This is a genomic window from Mesorhizobium sp. M0001 (assembly GCF_040324255.1).
In the GTDB taxonomy this organism is placed as follows: domain Bacteria; phylum Pseudomonadota; class Alphaproteobacteria; order Rhizobiales; family Rhizobiaceae; genus Mesorhizobium.
In genome coordinates, this window is the sequence record NZ_JAMYVS010000002.1 from 391309 (window position 1) to 407777 (window position 16469).

Below are 16469 nucleotides of genomic sequence, written 5' to 3' on the forward strand. Positions count from 1 at the left end.
GCTTCGCTCGACACCTCTCCCCCGATCGACGGGGGAGAGGAATGGCGCGAAGCGATTCCAGCTGGCGCCTTTCCTCTCCCTCCGGAGGGGGGAGAGGTGGCTCGGCGAAGCCGAGACGGAGTGGGGGAAGGCGGTCCTCAAACGCGCCGCCGAAAGACAGACCATCTCCCATGAAGGGGAGACCAGCTAATCGTGCCTACGCCCGAAATGCCGTGCCGCGACCTCGACATGCGTATGGTGCGTGTGGGCCTCGAAGCGCTCGGTCTCGTTGTGGTCGGCGGCTTCGTTCGGCCACCAGACACCACCCACGACGATGCCGTCCGATGTGAGCCGCTGATCCGCGATCAGCGCCGCACCGACCGCATCGACGAAGGTAAAGCGCCCGGGGCGCAGTCTCAGCACCGCGACATCGCCGACACCGCCAACTTTCAGCGTCCCAAGCTCCGGCCTGGCGATCGCCTCGGCTGGCCTTTGCGTGGCGGCGCGCAGCACCTCGACCAGCGGCATGCCCAGCGCCATTAGCTTCGACATGCAGACCAGTATGTCGAAGGCCGGACCGTCGACGCAATAGAGATGCACGTCGCTGGAGATGACGTCGGGCGCGAGGCCCTCGGCCAGCATCGCTTTCGCCACGGCGAAGTCGAACGATCCCATGCCGTGGCCGATGTCGAAGATGACGCCGCGTTCGCGGGCCAGCCGCATGTCCGGCCGCACCGCGCCGGAGGCGAAGACCGGCGCGTTGGGGAACGGGCGAAAACAGTGCGTGAGGATGTCACCCTTGCGCAGCCGCGGCAGCACTTCGGAGCGGCCGGGCGGCGGCTCGTCTATATGCGCCATCAGCGGCAGGCCGGCCTGGTCGGCGGCTTCCAGCGCGAGATCGACCGGCGCGATGCCGCTGGCGCCGCCGGCATGCTTACCGGAGCGCACTTTTACGCCGACGACGACATCGGCGTGCTCGCGCACCGCAGCCACCGTCTCGCGTGGCTCGCAGAGCCTGAGATCGCTGCATTCGCCGACAGAGACGCTTTGCGAGAAGCCGAATATGCCGGCAAAGGAGATGTTGACATAGGCCAGGATGCGCACCTTCGAGCGCTCGATGACATGGCGGCGAAAGCCCAGAATATTGCCGGCGCCGGCGCTGCCGGCGTCGATGAAGGTGGTGGTGCCGCTCTTGGCCGCCAGCCGGTCGGCATCGACGCCAAGCGAGGTGCCGCCCCAATAGACATGGCTATGCAAATCGATGAGGCCGGGCGTGACGATGCAATCACGAGCGTCGACTATCTTGGTGGCGTGCTCGGCATCGATCGCCGCCTCGATGGCCACGATGCGTCCGCCCGCAACGGCGACATCGCGCGGCGCGTCCAGGCCCGAGGCCGGATCGATCAGGCGGCCGCCCTTGATCAGGAGATCGAACTGCATCGGCGCCTGCCTCTCTTTGTTTCGGGGCATGATCTTTGGACAAAACGGTTTCCGTTTGTCCGAGAAAACCGGTTTCCACTTTTCGGGATCATGCCCCGACTGGTCAAACCGGCCGGTAAGCGACGGCTTCGACCTCGATCTTGATGTCGATCATCAGCCGCGATTCGACCGTGGTGCGGGCCGGCGGATTTTTCGGGAAGTGCTTGGCGTAGACGGCATTGAAGGCGCCGAAGTCGCGCGCGTCCTCGAGCCAGACCGTGGTCTTGACGACATCGTCCATGGTGCAGCCGGCCAGCGCGAGTGCTGCCTTCACATTCTGCAGCACCTGCTCGGTCTGCTCGGTAATGCCGCCCTTGACCACAATGCGGTCGCCGTCGACCGGCACCTGACCTGAGATGTAGACGAAATCCCCGGCGCGCACGGCCGGCGACAGCGGCACGTGGGATGTTCCAAAACACTCTTTGGGCAAAGGAAACTCCTGTTCAGAATGGCGGGCCGCGCCCCGTTTTCGACGACCGCTCTACGCCTGTCCCGGTGATCCTCATAGGGGGCTTTTTGGAAAGCAGCATTTTTCCAAACGCGTGTTGCTTTATCGCAGGCTCGCCAGCATCTTGCGCGTCGCATTTTCCCGACAGGAGATTTCAATGACCTTCGACAAGAACCCGTTTCCAGAGGGCGATGCCGATCGCCACGCGCTCTGGGAAATGTTGGTGCGGCGCGACATCGACGCCTTTATCGGTCAGGACTGGTCGATGGTCGAGGATGATTTCCTCGCCGACAGCTTCTTCGGCATGCATGCGCATTTCCTCAGCGATGCCGACGCTTGGCGTCTGCAATTCCCGAGCCTTGCCGTCTATCGCGACGAATGGCTGCGCCAGGCCAAGGAGACGGCGACGACCAGATTCGCCGAGCCGCTGCGCGAGGCGCTGTTTCGCGTCACCAACATGCGCGACATCGATGTCGATGGCGACCGCGCCGTGCTGCACAAGAAGTTCAACGGCTCGGTGGCCAAGGCCGATGGCAGCGTCGACAAGCTGAAATGGCAGACGCTGTATTTCTGCAGGAAGGTGGCGGGCCACTGGAAGATCGGCGGCTTCGTCGGCTACATGCCGCATCCCTTGGGGAACTGAGGTTTACCCGCTGATGCTATTGCCGGCCTTCGCGCACGAGACGTCCGCTTCCGGGCTGCAGCTGTAAAAGCTCGCCAACCGAACCCACTCGAGCTCAAGCGAGTTGAACGGGACAGGTTCGTCCAACAGGGCTAGCGGGAGCGGTGGTCGAACACAACCGCCATGGTCTTACCAATTGCCGCCATGACGACGAGTTCGACGAGATCGTCGTCGCTGTCGACACAGGTTGGATCCATGCGGCGGATGGCGTCGAGCGCCGCCCTGGTCGAGACGGTATCGCCGGCGCGGAATCTGGAAAGCGCAGAGGAAACAAGGTTCTGGGTTGTCACGTCGATGACAGGTACGCTCGGCACTACGTTCATGGCTTCCTCCTGCCAAGAACCCTCTCCCGAAGGAAATAATACGCCGAACGACGGCGTGTGCCAGCGGAATCGTGGTCCGACCAGATTGCCGAGAGGGCACGTTTGCGTGTTTGATAGGATCGAGCCCACAGCGTCCAGGACACGACATGAAACTGTACTTCAGCCGCAATCCCAATCCGCGCCTTGCGGTAGCAACGGCACGTCATCTGCAGGCCAAGGTCGAGTGTGAGTTCGCGGCACCCATGGCGCCCGGACAGGCTGAGCGGTTTCGTCAGCTCAATCCCAATCTTACCCTGCCGATATTGGCATGGACGGGCGGCAGCCTGTGGGAAGCCGACGCCATAGCCTGCCTTCTGTCGCGCGAAGCGGGTTCGGATTTCTGGCGCGGCGGCGGCGACCAACCCGACATGATCCGCTGGCTGAGCTGGGGCAAGGAAAATTTCGTGCGGGCCTGCGACACCGTGCATTTCGAGCGCGGAACCAAGCAGCGCTACGGGATTGGGCCTGTCGACCAGGGCAAGGTCGAGGAGGGGCTGGCGGAGTTCCGCATCGCGGCAGCGATTCTCGAGGCGGAGCTCGCCAAGCGGCCATGGCTTGTGGGCAAGTCGCTTTCCTATGCCGATTTCCGCATGGCGACTTTTTTGCCGTTCAACGATGCAGCCGGCCTGCCGCTGGCGGACTATCCCTATGTTCTGGGTTGGTATCGCCGGCTCGAAGCCATCGATGCCTGGCGCGATCCCTTCGACGGGCTGGACGCGCCGCTTCTGCCGCCGGTCAACTCCGCTTGACGTGCCTTCCCTTTGGGCAGATGGGCTGATGTGTGGCGCTTTGGCAGCATAGGTGTGGAACAGCGGGCGAGTTGCCATGGCGCGCTCGACGGCTCGCGGCCGGGTTGATAAGCCCTGTCCGCAAGGAGAGTCGTGACATGACCGTAGCCATCGAGATGGGACAGACGACGGCGGGTGCGTCGGCGGCGCTCGACCTTGAGGAGCTGCTGGCCACCCGGCTTCTGGTGCAGGGCAATTCCGGCTCCGGCAAATCGCACCTTTTGCGCCGGCTACTGGAGCAGAGCGCGCCCTGGGTGCAGCAGACCATCATCGACCCGGAAGGCGATTTCGTCTCGCTGGGCGACCATTACGGCCATCTGGTCATCGATGCCGAGGAGCATACGGAGCGTGGCCTGCAAGCAGCCGGCGAGCGGGCGCGCATCCATCGCGTCTCCACCGTGCTCAATCTCGAAGGGCTCGATGCCGAGAACCAGATGCGCCGCGCCGCTGCCTTTCTCGGCGGGTTGTTCGAGGTTGCCCGCGAGCATTGGTATCCGATGCTGGTGGTGGTCGACGAAGCGCAGCTGTTCGCGCCCGCCGTGGCAGGCGAAGTGTCCGACGAGGCGCGAAAGCTCTCGCTCGGCGCCATGACCAATCTGATGTGCCGCGGCCGCAAGCGCGGCCTTGCCGGCATCATCGCCACGCAGCGGCTGGCAAAGCTCGCCAAGAATGTCGCGGCGGAGGCGTCCAACTTCCTCATGGGCCGTACCTTCCTCGATATCGACATGGCGCGCGCCGCCGACCTTCTGGGCATGGAACGGCGCCAGGCAGAGGCGTTTCGCGATCTGGAGCGCGGGCACTTCATGGCGCTGGGACCGGCGCTGTCGCGCCGCCCGCTCGGCGTGCGCATCGGCCAGACCGAGACCAGCCCGCGCAACGGTACGCCGCGGCTGATGGCAATGCCGGAAACAGCGCTCGAGGACGCACGGGCCATCATCCTGGCAGCGCCGCCGCCCGAGACGATGCGCGCGCCGCGCCGGATGGCGTCGCCCGATTTGCTCGACCAGCTGATGGCGGCGAAGTCTGCGGCGATGGAGATCCGCCCGGAACCTGCGGAACCGGCGGTAAGCGCCGAGGATATCGCCGACCGGCGAGAGCGGGTGGACCGTGTCCTGCGCGCCATCCTGGCGCAGCCCGATGCGGGTTTCCGCGTCATCGGCGTGCTTTATCAGGAGTTCGTCGTCCGCTGCCGCATCGAAGGCCTCGCTTCGGTGGTGCCGGACCTCTCAGAATTCCGTCGCATGCTGACGCGTGCCCGCGCCGGGCTCGGCGCCGACATGGCAGGCGATGACGCCTGGCAGGACGTTTCCGTGCGCGCCTCGCTGCTGCCCGAGGACATGCAGGGCGTGTTCATGATGATCGCCCGCGCCGCCAAGGAGGGCTGGCCGTGCCCGAGCGACGCGGCGATCGCGCGCGCCTACGGCTCGCATTCGCTGCGGCGCGCCCGGCGGCTGCTCACCTATATCGAGGAGCAGGGCCTCATCGTCTGCCAGCTCGACGGCACCGGCCGCCGCACGGTGACGCTGGTCGAGCTCGCCTGGGCGACGGCGCCGGGCGACCCCAATGCCGCGGAGGCGGAACAGGGCAGCCTGGCGCTGTGAAAGGCGAACAGGCAGCTACCTGACTTGCTTGCGCGGTTCTGAACAAGATGTGTTTCGCCGATCGGCGCGCGACGATTTATGATGGGTTTCCGAGAATCGCAGAACGGTTCGGGCGGGAGGGTTGTCCGGTGCGGTTGAAATCTCTGGCTGTCTTTGTCTTTGGCCTCCTCGCCGTCGCCGGCATCGCCTTGACGATGTCTGCCCGGTCTTTTGCCGCGTCCTCCGATATACCGGCCTGGCTGCAGGCCCATGTCGGCAATGACGACGGCGAGATTTCGCAAGTGGTGCTGGAGCGGGCGCGCGCGCTTTACCTGAAGAAGGTCGCGCAAGGCGCGGTCCACAATGGCTGCTATTTCGCCATGGATGCGACTCGCCCCGGCGATCTCGGCAATGGCGTGCTAGGGCGGCGCTACTACGTCATTTGCGAGGCCAAGCAGTCGTTCAGGGCGATCTCGTCGGGCCATGGCGGCGGCCGCAATTTGAAAGGCGTGGTCGATTTCTCCAACGGCAAACGCTGCGCGAAAAACTTCGGCAATGCCCTGGACTCGTCCTTGACGACCGGTGGCGCCTATATGACCGGCGAGGCAAAGATCTCATTCAAGGGTTTTTACCGCATCGGCGCAAAAAAGGACCAGGCGCTGCTGCGCACCTTCATCCAGTTCGACGGTGAGGGGGAGACGGCGAATGCCAGGCAGCGGGTGATCGGTGGCCACGCGGCGCGGCTGTTGCGCGGCATGTGCCTGCGCAAGAACCCGAACAGCTCCTATGCCGACCATGACGGCTTCGTGCCATACGGCAAGCTGGTGGATTATGCCGGCGGCCGCAGCAATGGCTGCACCAGCTGGTCGCCGTCCGACGCCGACCAGATCATTTCGATGGTGAAGGGCAATCCGACGACGCTCTATATCTACCCGGAATCGCGCGACATCACCGCCGTTGGTAAATCGGGCGCCTATTGGAATGCGTCCTGCCTGAAGGAGATCGGCAAGCCGAAATTCTGGCCGCGAAAGAGCCTTGAGCCGATCATCGCGCAATACGCCAAGGACAACCCGCCACCGCCGCCACAACCGTTGCCGATCTGCACCGGGCCGTGAGGGATGAGTCCTCGGCTCGGCATTGTCGGCGGCGCGGACTGGCTGGGCGGCGCCGCCGATCCGATGGGCTCTACTGATTGATCTCGGGTTCGACGAGCTTTGCCAGATTGCGCAGCGACTCCTGCCAGCCGAGATAGCAGGCTTCGGCCGGAATAACGTCCGGAATGCCGGCCTGCGTGATGTCGAGTTCCGTGCCGACCGACACTTTCTTCATGAGCACGGTCACTTCGATCTGGCCGGGCAAATTGGGGTCGTCGAACCTGTCGGTGTAGCGCAGGCGCTCGCCGGGAACGAGTTCGAGATATTCGCCGCCGAAGGAATGGCTGCCGCCCGTCGTGAAGTTTCGGAACGACATCTTGAAGGCGCCACCGACTTTCGCGTCGAAGCTGTGTACCGTGCAAGTGAAGCCGTTCGGCGGAAGCCATTTCGCCAGCGCGTCGGCTTCTGTGAATGCGCGGTAGACCTTCCCCGGGCTGGTCGTCAGAACGCGGTGCAAACGTACGGTGCTTGGCATCTCTTCGGTATCCTTTGTGGTTTCGTTGTCCGATGCCCCAAGGACGGGTGAACCTCACCCGGTCCGACATAGCCTGTCAAATTTTCTTGAGCCCTTTGCCCGCGGCCATCCGCCCGCGACTTCGAGTCGCCGCCTCAGGCAGGCGGTCGTGTCGCGTCAAATTGCATGAATCATTGACAGGTTGCCTAACCTTTCGGCGCGGATCTCACAATTTATTAAAATTGTAAGTCTCTCCTACAAAGTTGTATTAGGATCAGCTTAACGCCCTCGGCATTATCTATTAAATGATGGGCGACGATCTCCTTGGTGTACTATAGAATGATTCCCTGGAACGACGGATCAATTTAAGAGTTGATCCGAAATGGTCGCTCGAAGGTTGTCGAACGACCAAGGCAGCACGCGCAAGGAGTGTCGGAATGACCACAGTCCTCAACGCCAAAGGCATTCCACTTCCGTATACCGGCGCTTCCACCCATTGGTTCTCGGCGACTGGAGGCGCGCCTTACCGCTACGGCACCTCGGGCAACGATTCCTTCTGGGGCGACACCAACGTCAAGGTCACCATGTATGGCGGCGCGGGCGACGACTATTACCATCTCTATTCGACGATCAACAAAGCGGTCGAGAACTACGGCGCGGGCGTCGACACGATCGATACCTGGATGAGCTACAAGCTGCCCGCGAATTTCGAGAACCTCGTCGTCACCGGCGACGGCCACTATGCCTTCGGCAATGGTCAGGACAACATCATAACGGGCGGCGCTGGCAGCCAGACGCTGGACGGCGGCAAGGGCAATGACGTGCTGATCGGCGGCGCCGGCGCCGACACCTTCATCATCACCAAGGGCAATGGCAGCGACCTTATCTCCGATTTCGGCGCGACCGACACGGTGCGCCTCAACGGCTATGCCTTCACCTCGTTCGAGGCCGTCCACGCCAATATGGTCCAGGTGGGATCGAACGTGCAGCTGAACCTCGGCTCGAGCGAGGTGCTGGTGTTCCACAACACCACGATCGACAAGTTTCAGCCCGGCCAGTTCGAGCTGCCGATCGACAAGACCGGCATGACGCTGTCTTTCAACGACGATTTCAACACGCTGAGCCTGTGGAACGGCCAGAGCGGCATCTGGGATTCCAATTTCTGGTGGGGGGCGCAGAACGGCAGCTCGCAGCCCCAGAACGGCGAGCTGCAATGGTATATCGACGCCAATTATGCGCCGACCAGCTCGGTCCATCCGTTCAGCGTCGCAAGCGGCGTGCTCACCATAACCGCGGCGCATGCGCCCGACGACATCAAGCCGCTGATCAACAATTACGAATACACTTCCGGCATACTGACGACGCACGACACCTTCTCGCAGACCTATGGCTATTTCGAAATGCGGGCCGATCTCCCGGAAAACGCCGGCGCGTGGCCGGCCTTCTGGCTTCTGCCCGAAGACGGTTCATGGCCCCCGGAACTCGACGTGATCGAAATGTATGGGCAGAACCCGAATGCGCTTCTCATGACCGCGCACACAAATGAGACGGGAACCCACACCACGGTCGGGTCGACGGTGAATGTCTCGAACACCGACGGCTATCACACCTATGGCCTGTTGTGGACGCCGGACAAGCTGGTCTGGACCTATGATGGCGTCCAGGTCGCGGAAGCGGCGACGCCGTCCGATATGAACAAGCCCATGTATATGCTGGTCGACCTTGCGGTCGGCGGTCAAGCCGGCGCGCCGCCCGACCATCTGGCGACGCCCGCGCAAATGAAGATCGACTATATCCACGCCTATACGCTGAACGATTTGCAGCAGAGCCATCTGAGCACGACAGCCGAGCACGCGGTCTAGATGTCGCGAGACCGCGCGCCAATCAGCGATGCGGCCATCGGCCTGCGCCCGGTCTTCCTGCGTGGCATCGCCGACATCGGCATCTTTTCGTTGCTGATCAACATCCTGCTCCTGGTGATCCCGCTCTATCTGCTGCAGGTCTATGACCGGGTGTTGCCGTCCTCCAGCGTCGAGACGCTGCTTTATCTCTCGGCCATGGCGGTCCTCGCGCTCGCCTTCCTCGGCCTGCTGGACGCGGTCCGCGCCATCTACGCGCAACGTGTTGCGGCCACCGTCGACCAGAAACTGGGCGCGCGGACATTCGCCGCCTCGCTTGGCGCCAGACATGCCGGCAGCGGGCTGTCGCCGCTGAACGACCTTGCCACGACTTGCGCCTTCATCAGGTCGCGCGGCGTGGCGGTGTTGTTCGACCTGCCGTTTGCGCCCGTCTTCCTGGCCTTGCTCTATTTCATCCATCCCGTCCTGTTCTGGCTGACGCTCGCCGGCGCCGTGCTGCTGTTTCTCTTGGTCGTGGCCAACCAGCTTGCCATCGGCAGGAACGATGCCATGTCGGCGGAACGCTCGGCGGTGGCCAGCCAGGCGGAGCAGGCCTTCGCCCGCAACACCGACACGCTGCGCGCCATGGGCATGGTGCAAAATGCCGCCGCGGTCTGGGGACAGCACGTTGCTGAGGCGCTGACCCTGCATGACCGTTCCGGAAGCGCCAATGCGATCTTCAGCGCGACGTCGCGGGCGCTGCGCATGATGCTGCAACTGGCGATCCTCGGCGCCGGCGCGTGGCTGGTGCTACAAGGGCAGATGACCGCCGGCATGATCTTCGCTTCGTCGCTGGTGTCGTCGCGCGCGCTGCAGCCGCTCGACCAGCTGATCGGATCCTGGCGGCAGATCGTCGACGCCAAGCGATGCTGGAAGCGGCTGGACACCGCCCTTGCGGCGCAACCAGCGCAGGGGCGCAAGCTCGCACTGCCCGATCCATTGGGCGCGATTTCGGTGCAGGATCTGTTCTTCATCGCGCCGACTGCGGCTTTCGGCACGGAGCCCATCCTCAAGCGGTTGAATTTTGCCATCGGCGCCGGCGAAGCGGTGGCGATCGTCGGCCCGAGCGGGGCCGGCAAATCGACGCTGGCGAAATTGCTTGTGGGCGCGCTGCAGCCGACCGGCGGCGCGGTCAGGGTCGACGGCGCCGACCTGAGGAGCTGGGACGAAACCCAGCTTGGCAGGCATATCGGCTATCTCGCGCAGGAGGTGGAGCTTTTCCCGGGATCGATCGCGCAAAATGTCGCCCGCTTCGAACCCGACGCCGATGACGCCGCGATCGTCGAAGCGGCCAGGCGCGCCGAGGCGCATGAGGTGATTCTCACGCTGCGCGACGGCTATCAGACCATGATAGGCCCGTCGCATACCGTGCTGTCGGGCGGCGAGCGCCAGCGGATAGGGCTGGCGCGCGCCTTCTACGGCAAGCCACGCATGCTGGTGCTGGACGAGCCCAACGCCCATCTCGACGGCAGTGGGGAGGCGGCGCTCGAAGGGATGCTTTCGGCCGCGCGAAGTGTAAGCGTCACGACAGTCGTCATCACGCATCGCCCTTCGATCGCCGCGGCCTGCGACCGCGTCATGGTCCTGCGCAACGGCATGGTCGAAGCTTTCGGCCCTGCGAGCGAGGTGCTGAGGCAACCGGCGGCCGGCAAGGCCGGGAGCGCGGTGGTGACAGGCTCGTTCGTGCCGACCGTGCGCCCGCACAGCGTCCGCTTCGGGTCATAGACGATGATGCAGCAGAGCCTCGCCTTCGAAGGTCGACCGCGCACCGACTTCCGCCGCATGGCCGTCGTCGGCTACGTGGCCATAGCGCTCTTCGTCGGCTGCTTCGGCTATTGGGCGGCGAACGCGCCGCTCTCCGGCGCGGTGATCACCTCCGGCACGATCTCGGCGACGGGCGGCAACATCCTCATCCAGCACCCCGAGGGCGGCATCATCGAGCAGTTGCTGGTGCATGAAGGCGACCGCGTGCAACAAGGCGAACCGCTGGTCCTGCTCGACCGCAGGGCGGCCGAGACCGACCTCAACCGGCTGACCAGACAGACGATCGCGCTCAGGGCAAGTGCCGCGCGACTTGAGGCCGAGCGCGACGGATCGGACAGGCTGGCGCCGATCGCCGAAGCAGCACCCGCGCCGTTCCAGCGCGATTTCGACAATCTTGTGCACGAACAGCAGAAGGAGTTCGAGGCCAGGCTCGCCCGGTTCCGCTCCGAGCAGTCGATCCTGGCGCAGCGCGTCGCCATGCATCGTGAGTCGGCGCTGGGACTGGAGGCGCAGAAACTCGCCATCCAGCAACAGGCCGAGATCGTGAAGAAGGAACTCGGCATCAAGACCGGCCTGCTCGACAAGGGTCTCACCAACCGCAGCGAATATTCGCAGCTTCTGCGCAGCGAGGCCGATCTGGTCGGCCAGGCCGGCGCGCTGGAGGCGGATATCGCAGCGACCAAGACGCAGATCGTCGAAGCCCAGGCGCAGGTCGAGCGCGCGACCACGCAGCGCGTCGAGGACGCGCTGACCAAGCTCGACGAGGTTCGCACCAGCCTGGCCGACATCGGCGAACAGATCACCGCAGCCGAGGCGGTGCTGGGGCGCACGACGATCAAGGCGCCGGCAGCCGGCATCGTGGTATCCTCGATCTACAACTCCAAAGGCAGCGTGATTGCGCCGGGGCAGAAGATCATGGAGATCCTGCCCACCGCGTCGGGCCTCATCGTCGACGCGAAGCTGCGGCCGAAGGACGTGGATCTGGTTCGCGTCGGCCAGCCGGCGAAGCTCAGGCTGTCCGCCCTGAACGCGCGCCTCACCCCTGAGGTCCCGGCTACGGTGACGCAAATTTCCGCCGACAGGCTGATCGATGAAACCACGCATGAGGCGTATTTCCGCGCCAGGCTGAAGATCACCGACACGCTGCCGCAGGGCGTGAAAGCCGAGCAGCTTTACCCGGGAACGCCGGTCGAGGCGTTTATCAGCACCGGCGACCGAACCTTCCTCGAATATCTGGCGCGGCCGATGCTGGACTCGTTCGCGCGGGCGTTCACGGAGCGATAGGCGCCAACTCGTCCTCCCAGTTGACGCCGCCGTAGAACACCCTGAGAATCACCACCTGGTCGCCTTCTACGGTGAAGGCCACAGTCAGGCGGCGCTCGAAGCCAACGATGCGAAGCCCGGCCGCACATCATCCCTTAGGGTTCCGCGTTCCGAGGCATAGTCGAGACCCAGGCAAAATCGCTCGATCCGCTCGATGTAGCGAAGGGCGGTGAGGTTGCCGGATGCGTGAACGACCGTATCGTATATCCATACCAGGTCCGTCTGGGCTTCCGGCAAAAGGACAACATGCCGGCGCTTCACACGTTCCCCTTGAGGCGAGCTGCGTGATGTGCGCGGATGCTGTCAAAAGACTTGTCGGCCGGGATGGCCTGGGAGGGGTCTGCCTTCCACCTATCATAGGTCGGCGCGACCTCCTCACGCAGCCAGCGCTCCACGGCGGCGTCGCGTTCCTGCAATGCGCGAAGACCGGCGCGGATCACTTCACTGCTGGTCGCGTATGTGCCGGACCGAACGAGCTGGTCGATGAAAGCAGCCTGCTCGGCCGGCAGGCTGAAGGTGCGTTTTTCGGTGGCGGAAATGGATCCCTCCTATCAGGTTGGTATGATATTATCATACCAACGGCGAGATCGCACGCCCCAATATAGGCTTAGGGACCGCTCCCCTTGCCGTCGGCAAAGACACCCGACATTCGGTTCGGATGCCTGAGATGGGTCGGCGTGATGCCGGTCTGCTGGCGGAAGACACGGCTGAAATGGCCGGCATTGGGAAAACCGCAGCGGTAGGCGATGTCGCCGATTGCCAAGTCGCTCCCCTCCAGCAGCGACTTGGCCTGATGCACGCGCAGCGCAAGATAGGCGGCCATCGGGCCGATGCCGAGCTCGGCGCCGAACAGCCGCTCAAGCTGGCGCCGGGATAAATGCAACCGGCCCGCGATCTCGGCGACCGACAGCGTCTCCTGGAGATTGCTTTCCATCAGAAGCAGCGCCCGTTTCACCGCTCGGCTCGACGCGGCCGGAAAGAGATCGCCGACGGGCTGCACATCCAGGCTCGAGCGGATGCGGTCGAGCACGAGGATCTTGGCGGCTTTTTCCGCCGCCTTGCGGCCGATGAACTGCGACACGAAATGGCCGGCAAGGTCGGCCGCACCCGTGCCTCCGGCGCAGGTCGAGCGGCCCCTATCGACGGAAAACAGGCTGTCGGCATGGGCGTTCACATCAGGGAATTGGCTGCGGAAAGCCTTGATGTGAAACCAGCTGACGGCAGCACTGTAGCCATCGAGCAGACCGTAGCGCGCGAGCACGAAGCTGCCGGTGCAGAGTGCCGTCAGCGGCACGCCCTTTTCGGCCGCCCGCAACAGGAAGGCCTCCTTTTCGGAGCTGAGGCTGCGGTTGGTGTCGAGCAGGCCACCGACCACGACGACATTGTCGAACTCCTGCGGATTGCCGATCGCCTTGGTCGGCAGCAACTCGACACCGCAACTCGCCCGGATCGGCAGGCCACGCTCGCCGACGATCTCCCAGTCGAACTCGATCCGGCGGCTGCGGTCGCCTTCATCGCCGGCCAGCCGCAGCGTGTCGATGAACAGCGACAGCGGCGACAGCGTGAAGTCGCGAACCAAGAGAAACGCAAACCGCCTGGCCATTGTTGCTCCGAAACGTTCCTTCGGGTGGATGGAAGCAAAGATGTCGCACAGGCGAGCACGCGGCGCTTTTCAGGAGAAGCCACCGGATGTCGGAGATGAGATCGACGGCCTCAGTGCGGAGCTGGAAATTCTCTGGGTTGTGTGGTGGTCATGGGATGTCGTCATCTACGCTCACACAAGACAGGCAGATGGACCAGTGGAATTGATCAGCATGGCACGGCGTGAGAAAAACCCTATCGTGTTTGTGTAACCTGCAGCACCAAAGCGGAGCCCAAGCCATGACCCTCACCAATCGCGATATCATCGAGCTGACGGCATGGCGCCGCAAGCTGCACCAAAACCCGGAAATCTCCAACGAGGAAGAACAGACCGCCAAGGAAGTCGTCAGCTTCCTCGCCGATACAGCGCCGGACAAGGTGCTGACCGGCCTCGGCGGTCATGGCGTGGCGGCGGTCTATGACAGCGGCAAGGCGGGACCGACGGTGCTGTTCCGCTCGGAGATCGATGCGCTGCCTATCGAGGAGCTTTCGGGCGTCGAGCATGCCTCGCAGGTGCCGAGAAAATCGCATATGTGCGGCCATGACGGCCACACCGCGATCCTCGCCGCACTTGGCCGCCAGCTCGGGCGTGAGCGGCCGGCCCGCGGCCGCGTCGTCTTGATGTTCCAGCCGGCGGAGGAGACCGGCAATGGTGCGGCCGGCGTCGTCGCCGATCCACGCTTTGGCGAGATCGCGCCGGACTTCGCCTTCTCGCTGCACAATCTGCCGGGCGTGCCGTTCGGCGAGGTGCGTCTCAAGCCCGGCGTCGTCAACTGCGCCTCGCGCGGCATCCGCATCGTGCTGGACGGCAAGACCGCGCATTCCTCCATGCCCGAAACCGGCGTGTCGCCGATGCCGGCGATCAGCCAGCTGATGCCGGCGCTTCCGGCACTGGGGCGCGGCACTTTCGCCGATGACGATTTCAGCATGGTCACCGTCACCCACGCGACGATGGGCGAGGCCGTGTTCGGCATCGCGCCCGGCTACGCCGAGGTTTGGGCGACGCTGCGCACAAGGCGTGACGAGCGCATGGCGGAGCTGGTCGCAGCTGCGGAGGCGCTGGCCGCCAGGATAGCGGCCGAGCACCGCCTGTCCGTGCGCTGCGACTATCACGAAATCTTCGTCGCCAGCGTCAATGCGCCGGACGCGGTGGAACATCTCAACCGCGCGCTGGACGAAGAGGGCGTCGCGCGCAGCGAGGAAGCCCTGCCGATGCGCGCTTCGGAAGATTTTGGCATCTTCGGCCACAAGGCGAAGTCGGCGATGTTCTTCCTCGGCGCGGGCGAGCGCACCCCGTCATTGCACAATCCCGATTATGATTTTCCCGACGATCTGATCCCGATCGGTTCGAAAATCTTCATGCGCACGGCGCGCAACCTGCTGGGGTGAGCGGCCCTGCAAAATCCGCATCCTGAAGCTGCCTTTTTCCCGCTGGAATCGTCTTGTAGTCGCGTCCTACATTAGGAGGGGCTTGCGGATGAGAATTGCAATGGTCGTCGCGTTGACCGCGACGGTGGCAGGGTGCGTATCGTCTCCAGTCCAGTATGGAGCCTCGCTCTCGACCCAAGACCCGAAATGGGCGACGCCGGAATGCCAGCAGGCCCGCACGGATGCCTTGAACTACGACCGGCGCGAGAAGGAGCATCCGGGATGGGCCGCCGGCGTCGTGCTGGGGCCCTACAGCATGGGTCTCGTGGCGGCGATCAAGGAGCATGAGCAGCAGCAGCGAAGGCTGTTGGCGCGCCAGATGCATCTGCAGTGCTCGAGCCTGCCGCTGCCGAAGGATTTGGACTTCGATCCGCAAATCTACGCACCAAAGCCGGGGAAATATCCGTAGGGCTGGGATTGGTTTGCACAGGGACCATAGCGGAGGCTTGCGCCCTACGAATACCCCACCCTCAATCCCTCCCAACAAGGGGGAGGGAGACTAGGTTGGCGCTGATTTCCGCAAAACCGTCTAAGTCGACTTAAAAAAGGGCTGGGCGTGCGGCAGCGTTCCCTCCGCCTTGTGAGGGTCCGAAGGACGGGCGAAACCCTGGCTCGCCCCGGCAAGTTAGAGTGGGGGTCCTCTTCGTAAAAGCTCATATGCGATAGCCCTTGCCCCGAGGCATTGGCATTGCCAGCTCTGTATGAAGCGCTCCTCCGCTCTCCCCACCAGCTTTGCGCCTTGACCCACCGAGGGCTCTCCCTGGAACCAAATCCAAGCCTAAACTGTTCAAGTTGGCTACGACGCCGACGAGCCCTGCCGGTTGGGTGAGCGGCGCACTTGAGGAGCTCCCATCATGACCATCTCGTCCAGCTTTCGTTCGCTCGCGGTTGCGGCCATCGCCACTGTTGCCGTTAGCAGCGCCGCGCATGCCGATAGCGGCACGATCCGCTTTGCCGTTTACAAGGCGGCCTTCTTCGTCGGCGGTTCCGGTGGCGAGGGCACGCTGACCTTCCATGGCCGCAGTTACCCCATCACGATCGGCGGCGTCTCGGGCGGCTTCGCTTTCGGCGTTTCCAAGACCTACTTCAAGGGCACCGTGCGCCATATCCGCAGGGTGCGGGATGCGACCGGGGTTTATGGCGCGGCGGGTGGTGGCGGGGCGCTCGGCAAGGGGGCGCAGGTGATCGTCATGACCAATGACAAGGGCGCCACGCTCGAGCTTACGGGCCGGCAGGTGGGGCTGCAGGTGAATGCGGATTTGAGCGGGTTGGCGATTTCGTTGAAGTAAGGGGCGCTCCCTCGCGTTCTCGGTGGGGTAAGCTCGTCTGGGGCGATGATAATCGCCTATGGCTGCGCCAGCCCCCTCATCCGGCCGCTTCGCGGCCACCTTCTCCCCGCTGGGGAGAAGAGGCTGGCGTTGACGCTGGCGCCCTCCTCTCCCCTCGGGGAGAGGTCGGATTGCCCCGAATTGCCCTTCGCAATTCGGTT

The 16469-nt window shown here is 63.9% G+C and carries 16 protein-coding genes; 10 read left to right on the forward strand and 6 right to left on the reverse strand.

All coding sequences use genetic code 11. From position 1 onward, the window contains the following. Nucleotides 1–186: 186 nt before the first annotated feature. Both NKK50_RS06870 and NKK50_RS06875 read right to left on the reverse strand, forming a co-directional pair. Nucleotides 187–1419, reverse strand: coding sequence for an amidohydrolase/deacetylase family metallohydrolase (locus tag NKK50_RS06870; RefSeq protein ID WP_023710832.1), 1233 nt, complete (start codon nucleotides 1417–1419; stop codon nucleotides 187–189). Between the two features lie 103 nt (nucleotides 1420–1522). Next, on the reverse strand, nucleotides 1523–1888 hold the full coding sequence (locus NKK50_RS06875) for a RidA family protein (RefSeq protein ID WP_023683098.1): 366 nt from the start codon (nucleotides 1886–1888) through the stop codon (nucleotides 1523–1525). A 175-nt stretch (nucleotides 1889–2063) separates the two neighbouring features. On the opposite strand from NKK50_RS06875, the gene NKK50_RS06880 reads away from it, so the two are divergent. Further along, a complete protein-coding gene (locus NKK50_RS06880; protein WP_023710833.1) occupies nucleotides 2064–2549 on the forward strand; it encodes a hypothetical protein in 486 nt (161 codons plus the stop codon). A gap of 131 nt (nucleotides 2550–2680) precedes the next feature. On the opposite strand, the gene NKK50_RS06885 is transcribed toward NKK50_RS06880, so the two are convergent. Further along, on the reverse strand, nucleotides 2681–2911 hold the full coding sequence (locus tag NKK50_RS06885) for a hypothetical protein (protein ID WP_023669703.1): 231 nt from the start codon (nucleotides 2909–2911) through the stop codon (nucleotides 2681–2683). A gap of 146 nt (nucleotides 2912–3057) precedes the next feature. Between NKK50_RS06885 and NKK50_RS06890 the strand changes: the two genes are divergently transcribed. The 3 genes from NKK50_RS06890 (at nucleotide 3058) to NKK50_RS06900 (ending at nucleotide 6433) form a co-directional block, all read left to right on the forward strand. Next, a complete protein-coding gene (locus NKK50_RS06890; protein WP_023683099.1) occupies nucleotides 3058–3699 on the forward strand; it encodes a glutathione S-transferase family protein in 642 nt (213 codons plus the stop codon). A 137-nt stretch (nucleotides 3700–3836) separates the two neighbouring features. Continuing rightward, complete coding sequence (locus NKK50_RS06895; RefSeq protein WP_023683100.1) at nucleotides 3837–5339, forward strand: helicase HerA domain-containing protein; 1503 nt, start codon at nucleotides 3837–3839, stop codon at nucleotides 5337–5339. Between the two features lie 128 nt (nucleotides 5340–5467). After that, nucleotides 5468–6433 (forward strand): hypothetical protein, encoded by a 966-nt coding sequence (locus NKK50_RS06900; protein WP_023683101.1) that lies wholly within the window; start codon nucleotides 5468–5470, stop codon nucleotides 6431–6433. 70 nt (nucleotides 6434–6503) lie between these two features. Here NKK50_RS06900 and NKK50_RS06905 read toward each other — a convergent pair whose 3' ends face one another. Further along, nucleotides 6504–6947 (reverse strand): SRPBCC family protein, encoded by a 444-nt coding sequence (locus tag NKK50_RS06905; protein WP_352543212.1) that lies wholly within the window; start codon nucleotides 6945–6947, stop codon nucleotides 6504–6506. Between the two features lie 416 nt (nucleotides 6948–7363). Between NKK50_RS06905 and eglC the strand changes: the two genes are divergently transcribed. From eglC to NKK50_RS06920, 3 genes are read left to right on the forward strand one after another with little or no spacing between them, the layout of a single operon-like run. Continuing rightward, nucleotides 7364–8788 (forward strand): endo-1,3-1,4-beta-glycanase EglC, encoded by a 1425-nt coding sequence (eglC, locus tag NKK50_RS06910; RefSeq protein ID WP_033001007.1) that lies wholly within the window; start codon nucleotides 7364–7366, stop codon nucleotides 8786–8788. Further along, complete coding sequence (locus NKK50_RS06915) at nucleotides 8789–10549, forward strand: type I secretion system permease/ATPase (RefSeq protein ID WP_352543213.1); 1761 nt, start codon at nucleotides 8789–8791, stop codon at nucleotides 10547–10549. It begins immediately after the preceding gene. Between the two features lie 3 nt (nucleotides 10550–10552). Further along, nucleotides 10553–11872: an HlyD family type I secretion periplasmic adaptor subunit gene (locus tag NKK50_RS06920; protein WP_023735099.1), complete on the forward strand. Its 1320-nt coding sequence runs from the start codon at nucleotides 10553–10555 to the stop codon at nucleotides 11870–11872. 296 nt (nucleotides 11873–12168) lie between these two features. Here the strand turns inward: NKK50_RS06920 and NKK50_RS06925 are convergent, their stop codons facing one another. Both NKK50_RS06925 and NKK50_RS06930 read right to left on the reverse strand, forming a co-directional pair. Further along, on the reverse strand, nucleotides 12169–12450 hold the full coding sequence (locus NKK50_RS06925) for a type II toxin-antitoxin system ParD family antitoxin (RefSeq protein ID WP_023669694.1): 282 nt from the start codon (nucleotides 12448–12450) through the stop codon (nucleotides 12169–12171). Nucleotides 12451–12518: 68 nt separating this feature from the next. Next, nucleotides 12519–13514 carry a GlxA family transcriptional regulator gene (locus NKK50_RS06930; RefSeq protein WP_352543214.1) on the reverse strand — a complete coding sequence of 332 codons (996 nt, stop codon included), beginning with the start codon at nucleotides 13512–13514 and terminating at the stop codon, nucleotides 12519–12521. A gap of 278 nt (nucleotides 13515–13792) precedes the next feature. Between NKK50_RS06930 and NKK50_RS06935 the strand changes: the two genes are divergently transcribed. The 3 genes from NKK50_RS06935 (at nucleotide 13793) to NKK50_RS06945 (ending at nucleotide 16269) form a co-directional block, all read left to right on the forward strand. Further along, nucleotides 13793–14941: an amidohydrolase gene (locus NKK50_RS06935; protein ID WP_352543215.1), complete on the forward strand. Its 1149-nt coding sequence runs from the start codon at nucleotides 13793–13795 to the stop codon at nucleotides 14939–14941. Nucleotides 14942–15029: 88 nt separating this feature from the next. After that, nucleotides 15030–15389: a protein kinase family protein gene (locus NKK50_RS06940; protein WP_023826351.1), complete on the forward strand. Its 360-nt coding sequence runs from the start codon at nucleotides 15030–15032 to the stop codon at nucleotides 15387–15389. A 445-nt stretch (nucleotides 15390–15834) separates the two neighbouring features. Then, nucleotides 15835–16269 (forward strand): lipid-binding SYLF domain-containing protein, encoded by a 435-nt coding sequence (locus NKK50_RS06945; protein WP_023744110.1) that lies wholly within the window; start codon nucleotides 15835–15837, stop codon nucleotides 16267–16269. Nucleotides 16270–16469: the final 200 nt, after the last annotated feature.

What these genes read in the sequence shown, in the direction of transcription:
- NKK50_RS06920 (WP_023735099.1), top strand. Translation starts at nt 10,553, where the DNA reads ATGATGCAGCAGAGCCTCGCCTTCGAAGGTCGACCGCGCACCGACTTC.
- NKK50_RS06930 (WP_352543214.1), bottom strand. Translation starts at nt 13,514, where the DNA reads ATGGCCAGGCGGTTTGCGTTTCTCTTGGTTCGCGACTTCACGCTGTCG.
- NKK50_RS06890 (WP_023683099.1), top strand. Translation starts at nt 3,058, where the DNA reads ATGAAACTGTACTTCAGCCGCAATCCCAATCCGCGCCTTGCGGTAGCA.
- NKK50_RS06885 (WP_023669703.1), bottom strand. Translation starts at nt 2,911, where the DNA reads ATGAACGTAGTGCCGAGCGTACCTGTCATCGACGTGACAACCCAGAAC.
- NKK50_RS06945 (WP_023744110.1), top strand. Translation starts at nt 15,835, where the DNA reads ATGACCATCTCGTCCAGCTTTCGTTCGCTCGCGGTTGCGGCCATCGCC.
- NKK50_RS06915 (WP_352543213.1), top strand. Translation starts at nt 8,789, where the DNA reads ATGTCGCGAGACCGCGCGCCAATCAGCGATGCGGCCATCGGCCTGCGC.
- NKK50_RS06880 (WP_023710833.1), top strand. Translation starts at nt 2,064, where the DNA reads ATGACCTTCGACAAGAACCCGTTTCCAGAGGGCGATGCCGATCGCCAC.
- NKK50_RS06895 (WP_023683100.1), top strand. Translation starts at nt 3,837, where the DNA reads ATGACCGTAGCCATCGAGATGGGACAGACGACGGCGGGTGCGTCGGCG.
- NKK50_RS06870 (WP_023710832.1), bottom strand. Translation starts at nt 1,419, where the DNA reads ATGCAGTTCGATCTCCTGATCAAGGGCGGCCGCCTGATCGATCCGGCC.
- NKK50_RS06940 (WP_023826351.1), top strand. Translation starts at nt 15,030, where the DNA reads ATGAGAATTGCAATGGTCGTCGCGTTGACCGCGACGGTGGCAGGGTGC.
- NKK50_RS06935 (WP_352543215.1), top strand. Translation starts at nt 13,793, where the DNA reads ATGACCCTCACCAATCGCGATATCATCGAGCTGACGGCATGGCGCCGC.
- eglC (WP_033001007.1), top strand. Translation starts at nt 7,364, where the DNA reads ATGACCACAGTCCTCAACGCCAAAGGCATTCCACTTCCGTATACCGGC.
- NKK50_RS06905 (WP_352543212.1), bottom strand. Translation starts at nt 6,947, where the DNA reads ATGCCAAGCACCGTACGTTTGCACCGCGTTCTGACGACCAGCCCGGGG.